Annotated in this window: 19 protein-coding genes and 5 tRNA genes; 7 read left to right on the top strand and 17 right to left on the bottom strand. The window is 70.7% G+C overall.

Features of this window, described 5'->3' with window-relative positions; translation table 11 throughout:
* Positions 1 to 37 precede the first annotated feature (37 nt).
* From JO379_RS24480 to JO379_RS24470, 3 genes are read right to left on the bottom strand one after another with little or no spacing between them, the layout of a single operon-like run.
* Positions 38 to 1,192, bottom strand: a complete 1,155-nt coding sequence (locus JO379_RS24480) for a D-alanine--D-alanine ligase family protein (RefSeq protein WP_130880111.1) — start codon at positions 1,190 to 1,192, stop codon at positions 38 to 40.
* 46 nt (positions 1,193 to 1,238) lie between these two features.
* Positions 1,239 to 2,240 carry an NAD(P)H-dependent glycerol-3-phosphate dehydrogenase gene (locus JO379_RS24475; protein WP_130880110.1) on the bottom strand — a complete coding sequence of 334 codons (1,002 nt, stop codon included), beginning with the start codon at positions 2,238 to 2,240 and terminating at the stop codon, positions 1,239 to 1,241.
* Positions 2,237 to 2,995, bottom strand: coding sequence for a lysophospholipid acyltransferase family protein (locus tag JO379_RS24470; RefSeq protein WP_209517003.1), 759 nt, complete (start codon positions 2,993 to 2,995; stop codon positions 2,237 to 2,239). The genes JO379_RS24475 and JO379_RS24470 overlap by 4 nt, the downstream gene beginning before the upstream one ends.
* 173 nt (positions 2,996 to 3,168) lie before the next feature.
* On the opposite strand from JO379_RS24470, the gene cofC reads away from it, so the two are divergent.
* Together cofC and JO379_RS24460 are read left to right on the top strand one after the other, a co-directional pair.
* Positions 3,169 to 3,825 (top strand): 2-phospho-L-lactate guanylyltransferase, encoded by a 657-nt coding sequence (gene cofC, locus JO379_RS24465; protein ID WP_130880334.1) that lies wholly within the window; start codon positions 3,169 to 3,171, stop codon positions 3,823 to 3,825.
* 9 nt (positions 3,826 to 3,834) lie between these two features.
* Complete coding sequence (locus tag JO379_RS24460; RefSeq protein WP_130880108.1) at positions 3,835 to 4,059, top strand: hypothetical protein; 225 nt, start codon at positions 3,835 to 3,837, stop codon at positions 4,057 to 4,059.
* A 121-nt stretch (positions 4,060 to 4,180) separates the two neighbouring features.
* On the opposite strand, the gene JO379_RS24455 is transcribed toward JO379_RS24460, so the two are convergent.
* From JO379_RS24455 to leuC, 4 genes are all read right to left on the bottom strand, one after another.
* Positions 4,181 to 4,885: an HU family DNA-binding protein gene (locus JO379_RS24455; RefSeq protein ID WP_130880107.1), complete on the bottom strand. Its 705-nt coding sequence runs from the start codon at positions 4,883 to 4,885 to the stop codon at positions 4,181 to 4,183.
* 125 nt (positions 4,886 to 5,010) lie between these two features.
* A complete protein-coding gene (locus JO379_RS24450; RefSeq protein WP_130880106.1) occupies positions 5,011 to 5,256 on the bottom strand; it encodes an SCO5555 family protein in 246 nt (81 codons plus the stop codon).
* Positions 5,257 to 5,425: 169 nt separating this feature from the next.
* The gene (gene leuD, locus JO379_RS24445; RefSeq protein WP_130880105.1) at positions 5,426 to 6,019 is read right to left on the bottom strand and encodes a 3-isopropylmalate dehydratase small subunit; all 594 of its coding nucleotides are present in this window, start codon (positions 6,017 to 6,019) and stop codon (positions 5,426 to 5,428) included.
* A 6-nt stretch (positions 6,020 to 6,025) separates the two neighbouring features.
* Complete coding sequence (gene leuC / locus JO379_RS24440; protein WP_130880104.1) at positions 6,026 to 7,468, bottom strand: 3-isopropylmalate dehydratase large subunit; 1,443 nt, start codon at positions 7,466 to 7,468, stop codon at positions 6,026 to 6,028.
* A gap of 128 nt (positions 7,469 to 7,596) precedes the next feature.
* Between leuC and ndgR the strand changes: the two genes are divergently transcribed.
* A complete protein-coding gene (gene ndgR, locus JO379_RS24435; RefSeq protein WP_130880103.1) occupies positions 7,597 to 8,325 on the top strand; it encodes an IclR family transcriptional regulator NdgR in 729 nt (242 codons plus the stop codon).
* A 67-nt stretch (positions 8,326 to 8,392) separates the two neighbouring features.
* Here the strand turns inward: ndgR and JO379_RS24430 are convergent, their stop codons facing one another.
* The 10 genes from JO379_RS24430 to JO379_RS24385 form a co-directional block, all read right to left on the bottom strand.
* Complete coding sequence (locus JO379_RS24430; RefSeq protein WP_130880102.1) at positions 8,393 to 9,361, bottom strand: anti-sigma factor RsbA family regulatory protein; 969 nt, start codon at positions 9,359 to 9,361, stop codon at positions 8,393 to 8,395.
* Positions 9,351 to 10,241: an MEDS domain-containing protein gene (locus JO379_RS24425; RefSeq protein WP_130880101.1), complete on the bottom strand. Its 891-nt coding sequence runs from the start codon at positions 10,239 to 10,241 to the stop codon at positions 9,351 to 9,353. The genes JO379_RS24430 and JO379_RS24425 overlap by 11 nt, the downstream gene beginning before the upstream one ends.
* Before the next feature lie 88 nt (positions 10,242 to 10,329).
* Positions 10,330 to 10,402 (bottom strand) — tRNA-Glu (locus JO379_RS24420).
* Positions 10,403 to 10,428: 26 nt separating this feature from the next.
* Positions 10,429 to 10,500: transfer RNA gene (locus JO379_RS24415), tRNA-Gln, on the bottom strand.
* Positions 10,501 to 10,512: 12 nt separating this feature from the next.
* Positions 10,513 to 10,585 (bottom strand) — tRNA-Glu (locus JO379_RS24410).
* A 63-nt stretch (positions 10,586 to 10,648) separates the two neighbouring features.
* Positions 10,649 to 10,721, bottom strand: a tRNA-Glu gene (locus JO379_RS24405).
* 49 nt (positions 10,722 to 10,770) lie between these two features.
* Positions 10,771 to 10,845 (bottom strand) — tRNA-Gln (locus JO379_RS24400).
* 298 nt (positions 10,846 to 11,143) lie between these two features.
* Entirely contained in the window at positions 11,144 to 12,622 is a 1,479-nt protein-coding gene (gene gltX / locus JO379_RS24395; protein WP_209517001.1) for a glutamate--tRNA ligase, read from the bottom strand.
* Positions 12,615 to 13,415, bottom strand: coding sequence for a fumarylacetoacetate hydrolase family protein (locus tag JO379_RS24390; RefSeq protein WP_130880099.1), 801 nt, complete (start codon positions 13,413 to 13,415; stop codon positions 12,615 to 12,617). The genes gltX and JO379_RS24390 overlap by 8 nt, the downstream gene beginning before the upstream one ends.
* 88 nt (positions 13,416 to 13,503) lie before the next feature.
* Positions 13,504 to 13,695 carry a hypothetical protein gene (locus JO379_RS24385; protein WP_130880098.1) on the bottom strand — a complete coding sequence of 64 codons (192 nt, stop codon included), beginning with the start codon at positions 13,693 to 13,695 and terminating at the stop codon, positions 13,504 to 13,506.
* Between the two features lie 471 nt (positions 13,696 to 14,166).
* On the opposite strand from JO379_RS24385, the gene JO379_RS24380 reads away from it, so the two are divergent.
* The 4 genes from JO379_RS24380 (at position 14,167) to JO379_RS24365 (ending at position 19,206) form a co-directional block, all read left to right on the top strand.
* Positions 14,167 to 17,706 (top strand): sensor histidine kinase, encoded by a 3,540-nt coding sequence (locus tag JO379_RS24380; protein WP_130880097.1) that lies wholly within the window; start codon positions 14,167 to 14,169, stop codon positions 17,704 to 17,706.
* Between the two features lie 9 nt (positions 17,707 to 17,715).
* Entirely contained in the window at positions 17,716 to 18,129 is a 414-nt protein-coding gene (locus JO379_RS24375) for a roadblock/LC7 domain-containing protein (protein WP_165451611.1), read from the top strand.
* A 104-nt stretch (positions 18,130 to 18,233) separates the two neighbouring features.
* Complete coding sequence (locus tag JO379_RS24370; RefSeq protein ID WP_130880095.1) at positions 18,234 to 18,644, top strand: DUF742 domain-containing protein; 411 nt, start codon at positions 18,234 to 18,236, stop codon at positions 18,642 to 18,644.
* Positions 18,625 to 19,206 (top strand): GTP-binding protein, encoded by a 582-nt coding sequence (locus JO379_RS24365; protein ID WP_130880094.1) that lies wholly within the window; start codon positions 18,625 to 18,627, stop codon positions 19,204 to 19,206. Before JO379_RS24370 ends, JO379_RS24365 begins: the two co-directional genes overlap by 20 nt.
* The last annotated feature ends 199 nt before the right edge of the window (positions 19,207 to 19,405 follow it).

Genomic DNA, 19,405 nt, shown 5'->3' with positions numbered 1-19,405 from the left:
GGCCGGTCGTCCCACGACCGGCCCGCCTCGTGTGCCGTCAGCGCAGGCCGGTCGGGCGGCGCAGTGCCGCCTGGACGAGCCGGTCCACCAGTTCCTGGTAGCCGACGCCGCTCTCCTGCCACATCCGCGGGTACATGGAGATGGGCGTGAAGCCCGGCATGGTGTTGATCTCGTTGATCACGAACTCGCCGTCCTCGGTGAGGAAGAAGTCCGCGCGGACCAGACCCTCGCAGGAGGTGGCCTCGAAGGCCTGGACGGCCAGCTCCTGGATCCGGGCGGTCTGCTCCTCGCTCAGCGGCGCGGGCACGATGCCGGCGGCGGAGTCGATGTACTTCGCCTCGAAGTCGTAGAAGTCGTGGGCCGTGACCGGGGGGATCTCGGCGGGCAGGCTCGCGCGCGGCCCGTCCTCGAATTCCAGCACGCCGCACTCGATCTCGCGACCGCTCAGCAGCGACTCGACGATGATCTTCGGGTCGTGGCGGTGCGCCTCGGCGATCGCCTCGTCCAGGCCGGCGACATCGTCGACCTTGGTGATGCCCATGGAGGAGCCGGCGCGGGCGGGCTTGATGAAGACGGGCCAGCCGTGCTCCCCGGCGAAGTCCACGATCTTCTTCCGGGCGGCGGCCGGGTCGGCCTGCCACTCACGGGGCCGCACGACCTCGTACGGGCCGACGGGCAGTCCGAAGGAAATGAAGACGCGCTTCATGTACTCCTTGTCCTGGCCCACGGCCGAGGCGAGCACGCCCGCCCCGACGTAGGGAATCCCGGCCAGCTCCAGCATGCCCTGCAGGGTGCCGTCCTCGCCGTAGGGGCCGTGCAGCACGGGGAAGACGACGTCGACCTCGCCCAGCGCCTTGGGCATGGCGCCCGGCTCGGTGTAGACGACCTCGCGGTCGGCGGGGTCGACCGGCAGCACGACGGTGCCGTCGAGGGACTGGGCCAGCCCCTCCACGCTCGGCAGCGAGCGGTCGGTGATGGCCATCCGCTCGGGGTCGTCGGCGGTGAGCGCCCAACGGCCGTCGGTGGTAATGCCGATCGGCAGCACGTCGTACTTCGTGCGGTCGATCGCGCGCAGCACCGCGCCGGCGGTGACGACGGAGATCGCGTGCTCGGAACTGCGACCGCCGAACACGACCGCGACTCGCGGCTTCCGGCTCCGGTCAGGGCTGTGGGAGGAGGTCTCGCTGCTCATATCGCGTCGAGAGTACCTCGTGGTCCGCCGGGTGCAATCCCGCGCTTCAGTGTCGCTCGGGCTTGGCGCTGCGCGACATGAGCTCCTTGAGGGCCACCAGCGGCGGCTTGCCCTCGTGCACGATGTCCACGACCGTCTCGGTGATCGGCATGTCGACATCGTGGCGCCGGGCCAGATCCAGCACGGATTCACAGGACTTGACGCCTTCGGCGGTCTGCTTGGTGACCGCGATGGTCTCGGCGAGGGTCATGCCGCGGCCGAGGTTGGTGCCGAAGGTGTGGTTGCGGGAGAGCGGCGAGGAGCAGGTGGCGACGAGGTCGCCCATGCCGGCCAGTCCGGCGAAGGTGTGCGCGTCGGCACCCATCGCGAGGCCCAGCCGGGTCGTCTCGGCCAGCCCGCGGGTGATGAGCGACGCCTTGGCGTTGTCGCCGAGGCCCATGCCGTCGGCGATGCCCACGGCGAGGGCGATGACGTTCTTCACGGCGCCGCCGAGCTCACAGCCGACCACGTCGGTGTTGGTGTACGGGCGGAAGTACGGGGTGTGGCAGGCGGCCTGGAGCCGCTTGGCCACGGACTCGTCACGGCAGGCGACGACGGCCGCGGCGGGCTGCCGGGCGGCGATCTCGCGGGCGAGGTTGGGGCCGGTGAGGACCGCGACCTGATCGGCGGAGACCTTGGCGACCTCCTCGATGACCTCGCTCATCCGCTTGGCCGTGCCCAGTTCGACGCCCTTCATCAGGGAGACGAGCACGGTGTCGGCGGGCAGCAGGGGGGCCCACTCGGCGAGATTGCCGCGCAGCGTCTGGGACGGCACGGCCAGCACGGTGAACTGTGCGCCGTCGGCCGCCTCGGCGGGGTCGGTGGTGGCCCGGACCGTGGCGGGCAGCTCGACGCCCGGGAGGTAGTCGGGGTTGGTGCGGCCGGTGTTGACGGCGTCCACGGTGGCGGCGCGTCGGCCCCACATGGTCACCTCGCAGCCGGCGTCCGCGAGGACCATCGCGAAGGCCGTGCCCCAGGAGCCGGTGCCGTAGACGGCGCAGCGCGTCACTTGCTGTCCCCTTGTGTCTGCTGTGGTGTCCGGCGGGCCGCGGCGCGGGCCCGCTTGTGGTTGTACGGCTCGGCGGGCGCCGGCTCGCCGCGGAGTTCGGCGAGGAGTTCGGTGATCGCGGCCATGATCTTCTCGGTGGCCTCGCGCAGCACCTCGGCGGTCGGCTCCTTGCCGTAGTACGCGGAGAGGTCGACGGGCGGTCCCGCCGCGACCCTGAGCGTCTTGCGGGGGAAGAGCCGCAGCTTCTTCTCCTTGGCGTACGGCGGCATGGCCTCGTTGGCGCCCCACTGGGCGACCGGGATGACCGGGGCCTTGGTGAGCAGGGCCACGCGGGCGGCCCCGGTCTTGCCCTCCATGGGCCACATGTCGGGGTCGCGGGTGAGGGTGCCCTCGGGGTAGAAGGCCACGCACTCGCCCTTGTTGATGGCGTCGACGGCGGCCCGGAAAGCGGTGGCGGCGTCGGTGGTCTCGCGGTAGACCGGGATCTGCCCGGTGCCGTGCAGCAACGTTCCGACGAAGGTGGTCCGGAACAGGGCGGCCTTGGCCAGGAAGCGGGGGACGCGCCCGGTGTTGTACTGGAAGTGGGCGTACGAGAGCGGGTCGAGATAGGAGTTGTGGTTGACCGCGGTGATGAATCCGCCGTCAGCCGGAATGTGCTCCATTCCCCTCCAGTCCCGCTTGAACAGAACCACGAGCGGCGGTTTTGCCAACACCGCCGTAAAGCGGTACCAGAAGCCGATTCTGTGGCGGGACACTCGGACACCCTTCTCTTGGAACCTGAAGCCGGGCTCGGGAGCCGTCCGAACCCGGGGGCCGGACAAGTGTGGCCCCAGGTACCCGGTCTGTCGAGAACACCGTAACCCCGGCGGTCCCCGGCGGGCTGCGGCAGCAGGTGACAATAAGAGCCATGCGACGGGAGGGAGCGGACGTGGTCTGGACGCTGGTCGTGCCCGTGAAGCCGCTGGCCCTGGCCAAGAGCCGCCTCGCGGGCGGCACCGGGCGGCTGCCCCGGCCCGCCCTCGCGCTGGCGTTCGCCCTGGACACCGTGGGCGCCGCGCTGACCTGCCGGGCCGTGCGGGATGTGGTGGTCGTCACGGACGATCGCCGGGCGGGGGCCGAGCTGTCCGCGCTCGGCGCCTGGGTGCTGCCCGAGCCGACGGGGGGCGGTGGCCTGAACAGCGCCCTCGCGCACGGGGCGCGCACCGCCCGGACGCGGTGGCCGCATACCGGGGTGGCGACGCTCAACGCGGATCTGCCGGCGCTGCGCCCCGCGGAACTCGGGCGGGTGCTCGATTCGGCCGCCGAATTCCCGCGCGCATTTCTCGCGGATGCCGCGGGAATCGGCACGACACTGCTCTCGGCGACCGCGGGAAATGAATTGGCGCCGGCGTTCGAGGGCCGGTCGCGTGCCCGTCACCGTGCTTCGGGGGCCCGGGAGATCGAGCTGACCGGGGTGGATTCCGTACGGCAGGACGTGGATACCGAGCAGGATTTGCGGACGGCTCTGGCATTGGGCGTGGGCCCGCACACGGCGGCCGCGGCGGGCCGTGCGACGGCCCCCGGCCCGGCGGTGGGGCTCGACTAGGCTGGCCCCATGCAGGCCACCGCGTACACCTACGACCCTCAGACCCGCGCCGGGAGCGTGCTCCTGGACGACGGCACCCCGGTGCCCTTCGACGCGGCGGCGTTCGACGCGGGCGGCCTGCGGCTGCTGCGCCCCGGGCAGCGCGTACGGATCGAGTTCGGACAGGCCCCGGAAGGCGCCGAGGGCGGCGACGCGGCCCGGCGCGTGACGTTGGTAACGCTGCAGACCTTCTAGCTCCGACGGTTCCGGGGCGGCTCCCACGGCGGATTCCGGCGCGGTCTGCCGGCTGGGGACACACCGCGGGCCGGGCTCCCCGAGGGGAGCCCGGCCCGGCGCGTGACGCCGTGCGTCGCCGTTACTTCTTCTTGGCGGCCGTCTTCTTGGCGGTGGTCTTGCGCGCGGTGGTCTTGCGCGCCGGAGCCTTGGTCGCCGTAGCCTTCTTGGCGGGCGCGGTCTTCTTCGCCGTGGTCTTCTTGGCGGCCGTCGTCGTGGCCTTCTTCGCCGGGGTCGCCTTCTTGGCGGCGGCCTTGGTGGCGGTGGCCGTCGTCTTCTTGGCGGTGGCCTTCTTCGCGGTGGTGGCCTTCTTGGCCGCTGCCGCGGTGGTGGTCTTCTTCGCCGTGGTCTTCGCCGCGGTCTTCTTCGCGGTGGTGGCCGTGGTGGCCTTCTTCGCGGCGGCCTTCTTGGCGGTGGCCTTCTTGGCCGCGGCCTTGGTGGTGGTCTTGACGCCACCGGAAAGGCTGCCCTTGGGCGCCTTCTTCACCGCGACATCGTTCTTCGGGAGCTTCTTCGAGCCGCTCACCAGGTCCTTGAAGCCCTGACCCGCGCGGAAGCGGGGCACCGAGGTCTTCTTGACCCGCACGCGCTCACCCGTCTGCGGGTTGCGGGCGTAACGGGCCGGACGGTCGACCTTCTCGAACGAGCCGAAGCCGGTGACCGAGACCCGGTCGCCGGAGACCACCGCACGGACGATCGCGTCGAGTACCGCGTCGACAGCGTCTGCGGCCTGCTGACGGCCGCCGAGCTTGTCGGCAATCGCTTCAACGAGCTGCGCCTTGTTCACGTCTTCCCCTTCGGAGACATTGCTGGAACGAATGCGTTCCAGCCTTTTCGCACGTTAGGCAGATATATACCGCAAATCAAACACGAAACGGTCTAATCACCCTTGTGCCGCAACGAACTCGACCATCACGGAGTTCCGTCGGGGTCGGGCTCTTCGGGGAAACGGCCCTCGTCGAGGTCGTTCATCAGCCGGTCCAGACGCCTTGCCGCGCCTGAGAGATCGTGCTTTGCCGCGGCCGTGATGACCAGCAGCTTCCGGGACAGCGCCATCCGTACGCCCTCCGGGACTTGCAGTGCGCGCACCCTTGTGTGCGCTTCCTTGAGTTGGTCGGCGACGAGCCGGTAGAGCTCGAGTTGGCTGTCGCGTTCCATGCACCGATTGTGCCATCTGAGGCGAGTTGTCGCTTCACAGGGCCTCAACAGAGCGATGCGCCCCCTGTCCGAAGACAGGGGGCGCATCATGTCAAACCCTGGGTGAACAGCGAAAATCCGGGGTCGGCAAGGGGCTCGGACGATGGGCCGTTCGGGCCCGAAATTGATGTCAGATCCGGGCCGTGGACGGCTTGTAGGAAGGCCTCCGGGCCTCGAAGGCGGCGATGTCGGCCTCTTGCCGGAGGGTCAGGCTGATGTCGTCCAGCCCCTCCAGGAGTCGCCACCGGGCGTTCTCGTCAAGGTCGAATCCAGCCGTGATGCCCTCGGCCCGGACCTCGCGTGCCACGAGGTCCACCGTGACCTCGGCGGTGGGGTCGGCTTCGGTCAGCTCCCAGAGCGCGTCGACGGTCTCCTGCGGCAGGACGACGGTCAGCAGACCGTTCTTGAGGGAGTTCCCACGGAAGATGTCGGCGAAGCGCGACGAGACCACGGCCTTGAAGCCGTAGTTCTGCAGCGCCCAGACCGCGTGCTCGCGGGAGGAGCCCGTGCCGAAGTCGGGGCCGGCGACCAGCACGGTGGCGCCCGCGCGCTCCGGACGGTTCAGGACGAACTCCGGGTCCTTGCGCCAGGCCTCGAAGAGCCCGTCCTCGAAGCCGTCGCGGGTCACCTTCTTGAGCCAGTGCGCCGGGATGATCTGGTCGGTGTCGACATTTCCGCGGCGCAGCGGGACGGCCCGGCCGGTGTGCGTGGTGAAAGCTTCCATGGCTGTTCAGGCCCCCACGGGAGTCGTGACGTCGGAAGTGGCGGCCGGACCGGAGAGGTCCGCCGGGGAGGCCAGATGGCCCAGTACGGCGGTGGCGGCGGCGACCTGGGGGGAGACCAGGTGGGTGCGGCCGCCCTTGCCCTGCCTGCCCTCGAAGTTGCGGTTGGAGGTCGACGCGGACCTCTCGCCGGGCGCGAGTTGGTCGGGGTTCATACCGAGACACATCGAGCAGCCCGCGTGCCGCCACTCGGCGCCGGCGGTGGTGAACACCTTGTCCAGACCCTCCTCGACGGCCTGCAGTGCCACGCGCACGGACCCGGGGACGACCAGCATCCGGACGCCGTCGGCGACCTTCCGGCCCCCGAGGACATCGGCGGCGGAGCGCAGGTCCTCGATCCGGCCGTTGGTGCAGGAGCCGACGAAGACGGTGTCCACCCGGATGTCGCGCAGCGCCTGACCCGCCGTCAACCCCATGTATTCCAGGGCCTTTTCGGCGGCCAGCCGCTCGGAGGCGTCCTGGTAGGAGGCGGGGTCGGGAACGGCGGCGGACAGCGGGGCGCCCTGGCCCGGGTTGGTGCCCCAGGTGACGAACGGGGCGAGCTCGGTGGCGTCGATGACCACCTCGTGGTCGAAGACCGCGTCGTCGTCGGTGCGCAGGGTGCGCCAGTACGCGACGGCGTCGTCCCAGTCCGCGCCCCGGGGGGCGTGGGCCCGGCCCTCCAGATAGGCGAAGGTGGTCTCGTCGGGGGCGATCATGCCGGCCCGGGCGCCCGCCTCGATGGACATGTTGCAGACGGTCATCCGGGCTTCCATCGACAGCTTCTCGATGGCGGAGCCGCGGTACTCGATGACGTAGCCCTGGCCGCCGCCGGTGCCGATCCTGGCGATGACGGCGAGGATCAGGTCCTTGGCGGAGACGCCGTCCGGCAGCTCGCCCTCGACGGTGACGGCCATGGTCCTGAAGGGGGCGAGCGGCAGCGTCTGAGTGGCCAGCACGTGCTCGACCTGGCTGGTGCCGATGCCGAACGCCAGCGCGCCGAAGGCGCCGTGGGTGGAGGTGTGGCTGTCGCCGCAGACGACGGTGGTGCCGGGCTGGGTCAGTCCCAGCTGCGGGCCCACGACGTGGACGACGCCCTGCTCGACGTCGCCCAGCGGGTGCAGCCGGACGCCGAACTCCGCGCAGTTCTTGCGCAGCGTCTCCAGCTGGGCCCGGGAGACCGGGTCCGCGATGGGCTTGTCGATGTCGAGGGTGGGGGTGTTGTGGTCCTCCGTGGCGATGGTCAGGTCGAGGCGGCGGACGCCGCGGCCGGCCTTGCGCAGACCGTCGAAGGCCTGCGGGCTGGTGACCTCGTGGAGCAGGTGCAGATCGATGAAGAGGAGGTCGGGCTCGCCTTCGGCGCGCGTGACGACGTGGTCGTCCCAGACCTTCTCCGCGAGTGTCCGTCCCATCGCTGTCCCTCCGGCCGGCGTCGCTGCCGACCCAACTCGTGTGCCAGTGGGGTCCTGTCCGTCCAGGTTGGCGCCAATCCCGGAAAATTGAACTTGCGTTTCACACTGTGAGACGCGAATATCGTTTCATGGACAACTCTGGTGGCGCCTCGAGTGGCGTGGGCGTTCTCGACAAGGCGGCTTTGGTACTGAGCGCTCTGGAGTCCGGCCCGGCGACGCTGGCCGGGCTCGTGGCGGCGACCGGGCTCGCCCGGCCCACGGCGCACCGGCTCGCCGTGGCGCTGGAGCACCACCGGATGGTGGCGCGGGACATGCAGGGCCGTTTCATCCTCGGCCCGCGGCTCAGCGAGCTGGCGGCGGCGGCCGGTGAGGACCGGCTGCTGGCCACGGCCGGACCGGTGCTCACGCACCTGAGGGACGTGACGGGCGAGAGCGCGCAGCTCTACCGCCGCCAGGGCGACATGCGGATCTGTGTGGCGGCCGCGGAGCGGCTGTCCGGACTGCGGGACACCGTGCCGGTCGGCTCGACGCTGCCGATGAAGGCGGGCTCGGCGGCCCAGGTGCTCATGGCCTGGGAGGAGCCCGAGCGGCTGCACCGCGGTCTGCAGGGCGCCCGCTTCACGGCGACCGCGCTCTCGGGCGTCCGGCGCCGGGGCTGGGCCCAGTCGATCGGCGAGCGGGAGCCGGGCGTCGCCTCGGTCTCCGCGCCCGTGCGCGGCCCCTCGAACCGCGTGGTGGCCGCCGTGTCGGTCTCCGGCCCCATCGAGCGGCTGACGCGCCACCCGGGCCGGATGCACGCCCAGGCGGTCATCGACGCCGCCCTGCGCCTGAGTGAGGCCCTCCGCCGCAACGGCTGAGCCGCGCCGACCCTCGCCCGTAGCGAGTCACCTGCGGCCGACCGTCCGTGGGTGACCGTTCGTGCGGTCAGCCGCACTCCGCGTCACGCAGGCCCGCGAGCCGCAGACCGAGGCGGGTGCGGTCGCCCTCCGCGCGCACCTCCAGGGTCTCGCTGAGGGTGCGCGCGAGCCAGAGGCCGTCCTCCGGGTCCGGTGCCTCGTCGGGGGGCAGGAAGCCGGCGAAGGCCGGCACGCTCGCGCCGTGGGGATCCTCGCGCAGCAGTTCGCAGGCCAGGGTGCCCGGCTCCTCCCAGATCCGCAGGGCGACCCGGGCGCCGTCGGCGGCCAGCAGATAGCCCGCCGCCTCGGCGACGGCGAACTCGGCCAGGGCGAGCCGCTCGCCCGTCAGCCCCGCCGCGGCCGCCCGCTCACGGGCGAAGAGCCGGACGGCCGCGGAGTCGGCCGTGGGGCCCATCCGCGCGGCCGTGGCCGGGGCGGTCTCCGGCGCCGGACCGATCGCCGCCGCGTACGCCAGCGGGTCCGTGTACCCGGCACAGGGGCGGGCCCGCCCGCCGTCCATCCGCACGGGGTGCGTGACACAGGCGGCCGCCGCCACGTCGGCGGACACGGCCCGGGTGTCGTACGGGCAGATCATCCAGACCGGCAGCTCGGCGAGCAGCACATTGAGCCCGGACTCCATCCGTTTCCACTCGGCGATCTGACGGGCGGATCTGCCGCCCCACACCGGCTCGGCGAGCATCCGCATGCGCCGCCCGGGCCGGGCCCGGCGGTCGTGGTAGCGCAGGAAGGCGGAGACGCGCTCCACGGGCCGGCGGCCGAAGTACGCGGTCTCGGCGGTGTCCAGGGCGTGCGCCCGCTCGCCGAGGGCGTCCCGGAGCAGTTCGATGTTGGCGGGTGTCGTCGCGGCGAGGACGGGCTCCCCGGCCGTCAGCCCGTCCCGGACGAACGGCAGGGCCGTCGCCAGGAACTGCTCGTCGCTGCCGTACAGACAGGCGTGATGGACGAATCCGGGCCCGTCGGCGTGCTCAGTAGGCATGCGCGGCCCCGAGCCGGAGGCCGGGCGTCCGGTCCCAGCCGATGAGCGTGATGACGCGGAGCAGATGGGGCAGCAGCCCCGTCAGCTCGACGGCGTAGTGGCGGGCGGCGCGGGCCCTGGCGAAGGTCATCAGCAGCCGCAGCCCGCCGAGGTCGAGGAATTCCACCCGGGACATCTCCAGGCGGACGTCGCCCCTGACGGCCGCGACCGACTGCAGGGCCTCCCTGAGGTGCCCGTGCGAGCCGGCGTCGACCGCCCCCTCGATCCGCAGGCCCGGGGGACGGAAGGTGCGGACCACGACCAGATCGGCCGTGCGGACGAGTGGATCCAATTCGACGCTCCGGGGGTGGGCGGCTGCGAGGGTGTCCAGGGCAGCGGGGTCACAGCGGCGGAGGTCGTACTGGCAGACGGCCAGCGCCTCGTCGTCGATGAACTCCGCGGCCAGCAGGGCTTCGTACCGCAGTAGGCGGTGGACGTCGCGGCCGTCGCGCAGGAGGGCGCCCAGATCGGCCGCGACCCGCAGGGCGCGGTAGCCCTCCCGGCGGCCGCGGTCGGCGGCGGCCCGGAGCCGGTCCAGGAGGGCGGCGGGCTCGAACTCCCCGCGGCCCGAGGAGATTTCGGCCGGGCCCACGATCTCCAGCTGCCCGGACAGATCGGGCGGCCCGGCGGGGAAACGGCAGCGGTCCAGCAGGGCGTCGTGGCCGGCCGGGCCCTCCCCCGCGAGGTAGAGGATCTTGTCCTTGGCGTCCAGGCCCCCGAGCAGGAAGCCGCCCAGGAGCAGAGCCCGTTCCTCGTCCGAGTCGAAGAGGAGGCACGCGTGGTCGCCGGGCCGGAGATCGCCGACGTGGACCCGGCGGCGCCCGCCGTGGGGATGGACCATGCGGGAATTATCGGGGCGGCATCCGGCGGCGCGGAAGAGCGCACGAAAAAATGCCCTCCGCTCACGCGAAAGGCATTTTTTCTTCTTGTACCCCCGACCGGATTCGAACCGGCGCTACCGCCTTGAGAGGGCGGCGTGCTAGGCCGCTACACAACGGGGGCTAGCTTTGTTTGCAGAGCTATCTGCGCTGGGATACCAGGACTCGAACCTAGACTAAGGGAACCAGAAACCCTCGTGCTGCCAATTACACCATATCCCATGGTGATACCAGTACCCCCGACCGGATTCGAACCGGCGCTACCGCCTTGAGAGGGCGGCGTGCTAGGCCGCTACACAACGGGGGCCCTAGCGATCCATTCATCATCGCCTCCGGAAGTTCTCCGGATGGTGACGGAATTCAGGATCTGTACCCCCGACCGGATTCGAACCGGCGCTACCGCCTTGAGAGGGCGGCGTGCTAGGCCGCTACACAACGGGGGCTCGCACTGCGCTTACTAATTTACCAAAAGAAATTCGATCGAATTTCCTTTGGCTGGGGTACCAGGACTCGAACCTAGACTAAGGGAACCAGAAACCCTCGTGCTGCCAATTACACCATACCCCACCAGAACTCGACCTTACTTAAAGGGTCTTGCTCGGGCTTGCACCGTCCGCTCCGGCCTCTCGGCCCTCTCGGGCGGCGCAGGAAGAACATTACCCGAAGGTGGACGGGGCTCCAAAACCGATAACCCGCAGGGCCGGCCCGGACGCCCCACGGCACCTCGCGCGGCGCCCGCACCCGCGCCCGCACGGCCGTACGGCCCGCCACGGGCGAAGGGCCCGCCCCCGCGGTCGAACAACCGCGGGAACGGGCCCCTGAGCCCGTGAAAGGGCCCTGTGGCCGCCTGGGCGGCCCTGCGCCGTCAGCCGGCGAGCTTCACCAGGGCAGCGTCGATACGCGCCAGAGTGCGCTCGCGGCCGAGGATCTCCAGCGATTCGAACAGCGGCAGGCCGACCGTGCGGCCCGTGACCGCGACGCGGACCGGCGCCTGGGCCTTGCCGAGCTTCAGCCCGTGCTCCTCACCGGCGGCGAGGACGGCCGCCTTGAGGGCCTCGGGGTTCCACTCCGCGGCCTCCAGGCGGGCGCGCGCGGTGCGCAGCAGCGCGTCCGAGCCCTCCTTCATCGCCTTGGCCCAGGACGCCTCGTCGTGGGCCGGCTCGTCGAGGAAGAGGAAATCGACGTTGGCGGTGATGTCGGAGAGCACCGTCAGCCGGGTCTGCGCGTGCGGGGCGATGGCCTCGAAGACCGCCTGGTCGAAGGCCTCGGGGGCCCACGGGGCGAACGGGGCCTTCAGCCAGGGGCCGCAGGCCTCGATGAACGCCTTCACGTCCATGCGGCGCATGTGGTCGCCGTTGATCGACTCGCACTTCTTGAGGTCGAAGCGCGCCGGGTTGGCGTTGACGTCCTTGATGTCGAAGGCCGCGACCATCTCGTCCATCGTGAAGATGTCCTGGTCGGCCGAGAGGGACCAGCCGAGCAGGGAGAGGTAGTTCAGCAGGCCCTCGGGGAGGAAGCCGCGCTCCCGGTAGAGGTTCAGGGACGCCTGCGGGTCGCGCTTGGAGAGCTTCTTGTTGCCCTCGCCCATCACGTACGGCAGGTGGCCGAACTGCGGGGTGGTGCCATTGCCGACGCCGATCTCGGCGAGCGCCCGGTAGAGGGCGATCTGGCGCGGCGTGGAGGACAGCAGGTCCTCACCGCGCAGCACGTGGGTGATCTCCATCAGCGCGTCGTCGACGGGGTTGACGAGCGTGTAGAGCGGCGCGCCGTTGGCCCGGACGATGCCGAAGTCCGGCACGTTCTCCGGGGTGAAGGTCAGCTCGCCACGGACGAGGTCGGTGAAGGTGATCGGCTCGTCGGGCATCCGGAAGCGGACGATCGAGCTGCGGCCCTCGGCGTCGTACGCCGCCTTCTGCTCGGGGGTGAGCACCCGGCACTGGCCGTCGTAGCCGGACGGCTTGCCGGCCGCGCGGGCGGCGTCGCGGCGGGCGTCGAGCTCCTCGGTGGTGCAGTAGCAGTAATAGGCGTGACCGCCGTCCAGCAGCTTCCGCGCGACGTCCTGGTAGATGTCCATGCGCTGCGACTGGCGGTACGGCGCGTGCGGGCCGCCGACCTCGGGGCCCTCGTCCCAGTCGAAGCCCAGCCAGCGCATCGAGTCCAGCAGCTGCTGGTACGACTCCTCCGAGTCGCGCGCCGCGTCGGTGTCCTCGATGCGGAAGACCAGGGTGCCGCCGTGGTGGCGGGCGAACGCCCAGTTGAACAGGGCGGTGCGGACCAGACCCACATGGGGGTTGCCGGTCGGCGAGGGACAGAAACGGACGCGTACGGGAGTTGCGCTAGCCACGCTTGATCACCTTATTGGTGAGAGTGCCGATGCCTTCGATGGTGACGGCGACCTCGTCGCCGACGTTCAGGGGTCCGACCCCGGCCGGGGTGCCGGTGAGGACGACGTCGCCGGGGAGCAGCGTCATCGCCTCGGTGATGTGGACGATCAGGTCCTCGATGGAGCGGACCATGTCGCTCGTGCGGCCCAGCTGGCGCTGCCGGCCGTTGACCGTGCACATGATCCCGAGGTCGCTCGGGTCCAGCTCGGTCTCGACCCAGGGGCCCAGCGGGCAGGAGGTGTCGAAGCCCTTGGCCCGGGCCCACTGCTTCTCGCGCTCCTGGACATCACGCGCGGTGATGTCGTTGGCGCAGGTGTAGCCGAGGATGACGTCCTTCACGCGCTCGCGCGGGACCTCGCGGCACATGCGGCCGATGACCACGGCCAGCTCGGCCTCGTGGTGCACCTCGCTGGAGAAGGAGGGGTACGCGATGGGGTCGCCGGGGCCGATGACCGCGGTGGACGGCTTGAAGAACGCGACGGGGGCGTCGGGACGCCCTTGATCGTCAAAAATGGCATTGCCCAGCTCGGCGGCGTGCTCGGCGTAGTTGCGGCCGATGGCGACGACCTTGTTGGGCAGGACGGGCGGCAGCAGCCGCACCTTGCTCAGCGGGATCTTCTGCCCCGAGCGCTCGAACTCGGCGAAGGGGTGGCCCTTGATGATGTCGAGGACGGGGCCGCCTTCTGTGGAGGCGTCCCCTTCCACGACACCGAAGGCGACGTTGCCGTCGATGGAGAACCTGGCGATGCGCACGGGAAGCTTTTGCCCCTATCTGGTCCGGCCGGAGACTGACACCCCAGGCTATCGCGGGGGTCGCCGGCGGCCCGTGCGCCGCCGTGGGTCAGCCCTGGGGGGCCGTCACGGGCGCGGTCATGAGGACGGTGCGGCGCGGGTTGGCGGTGACGGCCGGCAGCTCGACGGCGTGCTCGCGGACGAGGTCGCCGGCGGCGCTCAGCCCCGCGGCGTCCTCGAGGTGCGCGAGCGTGGTGCGGCGCGGGTTGGCGGTCTTCCGGGACGGCGTCGTCGTCTTCACTGTGAGTGGCCTCGCGTTGTCGTTTTCGCAGCGGGTGTAAAGGTCCAGGCTAGGCCTGCCCTTCCCCACCGGCCCGCTGGAGAAGTCCTGAGTCTGCTGTGAGTTTGCTCACGAGTACCTCAAAAAATGCCGCATATCGGTCGGACATTTCACCCTCGCGAAACGGACATTGCAGGGCTGAACCAGACGTTCCGCTCCTGATCATGGCGACTGGGACACCGGGCGCCCCTTCACGTCCGGGGTGCGAATTGCCGGTTTGGGGGCGTTTTAAGGGGTGCAGGTTTCTACATCTGGTGACCCATTCCGCACATAGCGTCACAGCATTCCGGGTGCCGTGCACCGGCCTTGTTGGAGATCCGGCACTGTGCTGGAATTCCACGGACCGCCAGGGGGCAACCGCGGTCCCCCCACGACTCGACACCGTCCCGCCGCTCACCCGGAGGGACGCCTGGTCCAGAGGTTGCGACGCTAGTGCAGGGACGTTTCAAGAGGGATGGCAGCGCTGCGGCGGAGCCGGAGCCGCGCGGTGCGACCGACCGCGGCACGCCCGCCGACGCGCCGAGCGGCGGCGAGCCCGCCGACAAGCCGAAGGCGAAAAAGCCGAACGGGCCGGGCTCACGAATAGCCCTGCGCAACTGGCGCATCAGCACCCGACTGGTCTCCCTGCTAGCCCTGCCCGTGGTCGCCGCGACGACCCTGGGTGCGCTACGTATCGACGGTTCGCTCGAGAACGTCGACCAGCTCGACCACATGAAGATCCTTACCGAGATGACCGGTAAGGCCACCCAGCTCGCGGACGCGCTCCAGGAGGAGCGCGACAAGTCCGCGGGTCCGCTGGTCGGCGGCAACGACAAGGACGACCGGGTCGTCGCCCCGCGCGAGAAGACCGACCGCGCCATCGACGCGTTCCGGGAAGCGACCACCAAGGTCGAGTCGAACGACACGACGATGATCGGTGTCCAGACGACCCTGGTCGACATCACCAAGCAGCTCGACAAGATCAAGAACCACCGGCTGCAGGCGTACCAGGAGACCGACTACATCGCGCAGACGGTCAACGACTACAACGCGTTGATCACCTCGCTGCTGTCGCTGTCCCAGGACATGGCGCAGGCCACCAGCAACAGCGACATGATCACCAGCACCCGTGCGCTGGCGACGTTCTCCGCTGCCAAGGAGTACGCCTCCATCCAGCGGGCCGTGATCAGCGCCGCGCTCGCCAACCCCAAGGGCGCGCGGCTCTCCGCGAACGACCTGCAGTACGGCAAGAATGCGCTGGACAGCGAGGACGAGGCGCTGCGCCGCTTCACCGCGATCCGCGCCGGTGACTCCGCCGAACTGCTCCAGGCTCTCAACGGCGGCCAGACGGAGATCACCTCGGCGAACACCTTCGCCGAGCGCGCGCTCGGCAAGACCGAGGGCCTCAAGTCCGCGCCGTACACGTACATGGACTGGTACGACCAGGACAGCGTGAAGCTCGAAGAGATGTCCAAGATCGAGCAGACCCTGCTGTCCCAGATGGACCAGAAGGCGCGCGAGCTCCGTGACGACGCCCAGCAGGACGCCATCCTCAACGGTGTGCTGATCATCCTGGTCCTCGGCATCTCGCTCGTCGGCGCGTTCGTCGTGGCCCGGTCCATGGTGCGGTCGCTGCGCCGACTGCAGGACACCGCCCAGAAGGTCGCCCAGGAACGTCTGCCCGAGCTCGTCAAGCAGCTGTCCGAGACGGACCCGCAGGACGTCGACACCACGGTCGAGTCCGTCGGTGTGCACAGCCGGGACGAGATCGGCAAGGTGGCCGCGGCCTTCGACGACGTGCACCGCGAGGCGGTCCGCCTCGCCGCCGAGCAGGCGTTGCTGCGAGGCAACGTCAACGCGATGTTCACCAACCTCTCGCGCCGCAGCCAGGGCCTCATCCAGCGTCAGCTCTCGCTCATCTCCGAGCTCGAGAGCCGCGAGGCCGACCCCGACCAGCTCTCCTCGCTCTTCCGGCTCGACCACCTCGCGACCCGTATGCGCCGTAACGGCGAAAACCTCCTCGTCCTCGCGGGCGAGGAGCCGGGCCGCCGGTGGACCCGCCCGGTGCCGCTCGTCGACGTGCTGCGTGCCGCCGCGTCCGAGGTGGAGCAGTACGAGCGCATCGAGCTGAGCGGTGTGCCGCCGACCGAGGTCGCCGGCCGCGTGGTCAACGACCTCGTGCACCTGCTCGCCGAGCTGCTCGAGAACGCGACGTCCTTCTCGTCGCCGCAGACCAAGGTCAAGGTCACCGGTCACGCCCTGCCCGACGGCCGGGTACTGGTCGAGATCCACGACACGGGCATCGGCCTCTCCCCCGAGGACCTTGCCGCGATCAACGAGCGGCTCGCCAGCCCGCCCACGGTCGACGTCTCCGTCTCCCGGCGCATGGGTCTGTTCGTGGTCGGCCGTCTGTCCCTGCGACACGGCATCCGCATTCAGCTCCGGCCCTCCGACTCGGGCGGCACGACCGCGCTCGTCATGCTGCCGGTCGACGTCGCCCAGGGCGGCAAGAAGCCGGCTCCGGGCATGCCCGGCGGCCAGCCCGCCATGGGCGGCGGCAACCCGGGTGCCGGACAGGCCGGCCTCATGGCCGGCGGCCAGGCTCCCCGCCGGCAGGTTCCCCCGGCCAGCGGGCCGCGGCCCGCGCTGCCGGGTCGCCCCGGCACGACGGACAAGGGTCTGCCGACGCGCCCCGCGGCCGGTGCCGGCGCTGCTGCCGGTGCTGCCGCTGGTTCAAGTGGCGGCAGCCTCTTCGACAGCGCGCCGCGCGGCGGCGGCGACCGCCCCACGCTTCCGCCCCGGGGCAACCCGGCCGGCCCCGCCGCCACACCGCCCGCCGGTGACCGCGGCGGCCGCCGTCCGCAGCTTCCCGCCCGCGGCGCCGCTCCCGAGCTCCCGGGCCGCACGGCCCCGAGCTGGGGCAACGAGCAGTCGCCCGCGACACCCGCTTCCGGCACCCCGGCTCCGGCCGCCCCGGTCGACGACTGGCCCCTGGCCTCTGACGGCGGCGCCCGGCGCCCGGCGCAGGACAGCCCGCGCGGCCACGAGGACGTGGAGAACACCGGCCGGTTCGCGCAGCCCGCGCAGGGCGCGCGTCCGGACACCACGGGCCAGTTCCCGCGGCCCGGTACCCCGCAGCCCGGCTCCGGCGGTCCCGGCGACACCTCCGAGTTCCCGCGGATCGGCGGCGGCGACGAGTCCCGCGCCAACGCCACCGGCCAGTTCCCCCGGCCGACGGGCGCACAGCCGTCCACCGGTCCGGGTGACACCGGCCAGTTCGCGCTGCCCGGCTCGCCCGCCGACACGTCGTCGTTCCCGCAGATCGGTGGCGTCGACCACGCGCAGAACAGCACCACCGGCCAGTTCGAGCGCCCCGGTGACACCGGGCAATTCGCACAGCCCGACGGCAGGCCCGAGGCGGGCCAGCTGCCGGCGGCCGGGCCCGGCGACGGACGGGCACCGCTGTTCGAGGAGCTGGAGTCGAACTGGCGCCGGGGCGAGAACGGCGGGAACGCCGGGACCGCCGGGACCGCCGACAACACAGCCGCACCCGCGCAGCCCGCCAAGAACGGGCGGTCGCTGCCGCGGCGCGAGCCGCAGCCGACGCCCACGCCGCAGGGCGACCGGGCCCCCAAGGCCCAGCGCACGCCGCGCAACCCGCAGGCCCCGAAGGCCCGGCAGGCTCCGGCGGACGACTGGCGCAACCCCAACGACGAGCGCCAGCAGCGGGCCGAAGCGGTCCGCGAGCCGGCGGCCGGCGGTATCACCTCTTCCGGTCTGCCGCGGCGCGTGCCGCGTGCGAACCTCGTCGAGGGTGCCGCGCAGGAGCAGGAACAGAACAACCCGACCGGTCCGGCGGTCTCGCGTGCGCCCGATGACGTACGCGGCCGGCTGACCAATCTTCGCCGGGGCATCCAGCAGGGTCGTCAGGCCGGAAACGGCTCGACCACCGGCAGTCACAACATTGGCCCCACTTACCAGCAGGAGCGTTAGTTGAGTCCGATGAGCCAGGCGGCGCAGAATCTGAACTGGTTGATCACCAACTTCGTGGCGAACACCCCGGGGGTGTCCCACACGGTGGTGGTGTCCGCCGACGGACTCCTTCTGGCGATGTCCGAAGGCTTTCCGCGCGACCGCGCCGATCAGCTGGCGGCTGTCGCCTCCGGTCTGACCTCCCTCACGGCCGGGGCCTCCCGGATCTTCGAGGGCGGCCCCGTCACCCAGACCGTGGTGGAGATGGAGCGTGGTTTCCTCTTCATCATGTCCGTCTCCGACGGTTCGTCCCTGGCCGTGCTGGCGCACCCCGAGTGCGACATCGGCCTCGTGGGCTACGAGATGGCCCTGCTCGTCGACCGCGCGGGCACGGTGCTGACGCCCGATCTCCGCGCGGAGCTTCAGGGCAGTCTGCTGAACTGACCGTACGCATACCGCAAATACCGTCCGACCGTACGGCCGAAAACCCCCCACCGGCCACCGCTCGACGGCATTATTGCCATCCTGCTGTCCCGTCCGGAGGATTCATGACCCCGCCCGCCTCGCCCGGCCCGTACGGCGCCTCGCATCATCACGCGTCGTACGGGAGTGAAGGCGACCAGCCGCTGGTCCGCCCCTACGCCATGACCGGGGGCCGTACCCGGCCGCGCTACCAGCTCGCCATCGAGGCCCTGGTCAGCTCCACGGCCGACCCGGCCCATCTCGCGGGGCTGCTTCCCGAGCACCAGCGGATCTGCCACCTCTGCCAGGAGGTGAAGTCGGTCGCGGAGGTCTCCGCGCTGCTGAACATGCCTCTGGGCGTGGCGCGGATCCTCGTGGCGGACCTGGCGGAGGCCGGAATGGTGGCGATCCACCAGCCGGGCGGCAGCGGCGAGTCCGGTGGAACGCCGGATGTGACACTGCTCGAAAGGGTGCTCAGTGGACTTCGGAAGCTCTAGCGGGAGCGTCGGCCGTTCCACCACTTCGGCGAAGATCGTGGTGGCTGGCGGCTTCGGCGTGGGCAAGACGACATTCGTCGGTGCGGTCTCGGAGATTTCTCCGCTGCGCACCGAAGCCGTCATGACCTCCGCCTCGGCGGGGATCGACGACCTGAGCCACGTCCAGGACAAAACCACCACCACGGTGGCGATGGATTTCGGCCGCATCACACTGGACGACGATCTGATCCTGTACCTCTTCGGTACGCCGGGTCAGGACCGCTTCTGGTTCATGTGGGACGACCTGGTCCGCGGCGCCATCGGCGCCGTCGTCCTCGTCGACACCAGGCGCCTCGCCGACTGCTTCCCCGCCGTCGACTACTTCGAGAACAGCGGCCTCCCCTTCGTCATCGCCCTCAACGGCTTCGACGGACACCAGCCCTACAACCCCGAAGAAGTCCGCGAAGCACTCCAGATCGGCCCCGACGCACCGATCATCACCACCGACGCCCGCCACCGCAACGAAGCCAAGAGCGCACTCATCACGCTCGTCGAGCACGCCCTCATGGCCCGGCTCAAGTAGCTTTGCGCGTCCCACAGTTGCGATGGGCGGATTTGTGTTATTGGACACGGACCACCGTCCGGGGTTCATAACATTTCAACAAGAGAATTGACCGGACGTGACCACTCGGCGCGTTCGGTCAACTTCGCTCTGCACACAATTCGCCCGTCATTTGGCGCCGCTCGCTCTTAATGCCCGTTTTATGTCGGGCGAATCGTCG

The sequence above is a fragment of the Streptomyces syringium genome, from assembly GCF_017876625.1.
Classification (GTDB): domain Bacteria; phylum Actinomycetota; class Actinomycetes; order Streptomycetales; family Streptomycetaceae; genus Streptomyces; species Streptomyces syringius.
Note: the sequence above shows the minus strand (reverse complement) of the source record. Positions and strands in the feature narration are given on the sequence as shown.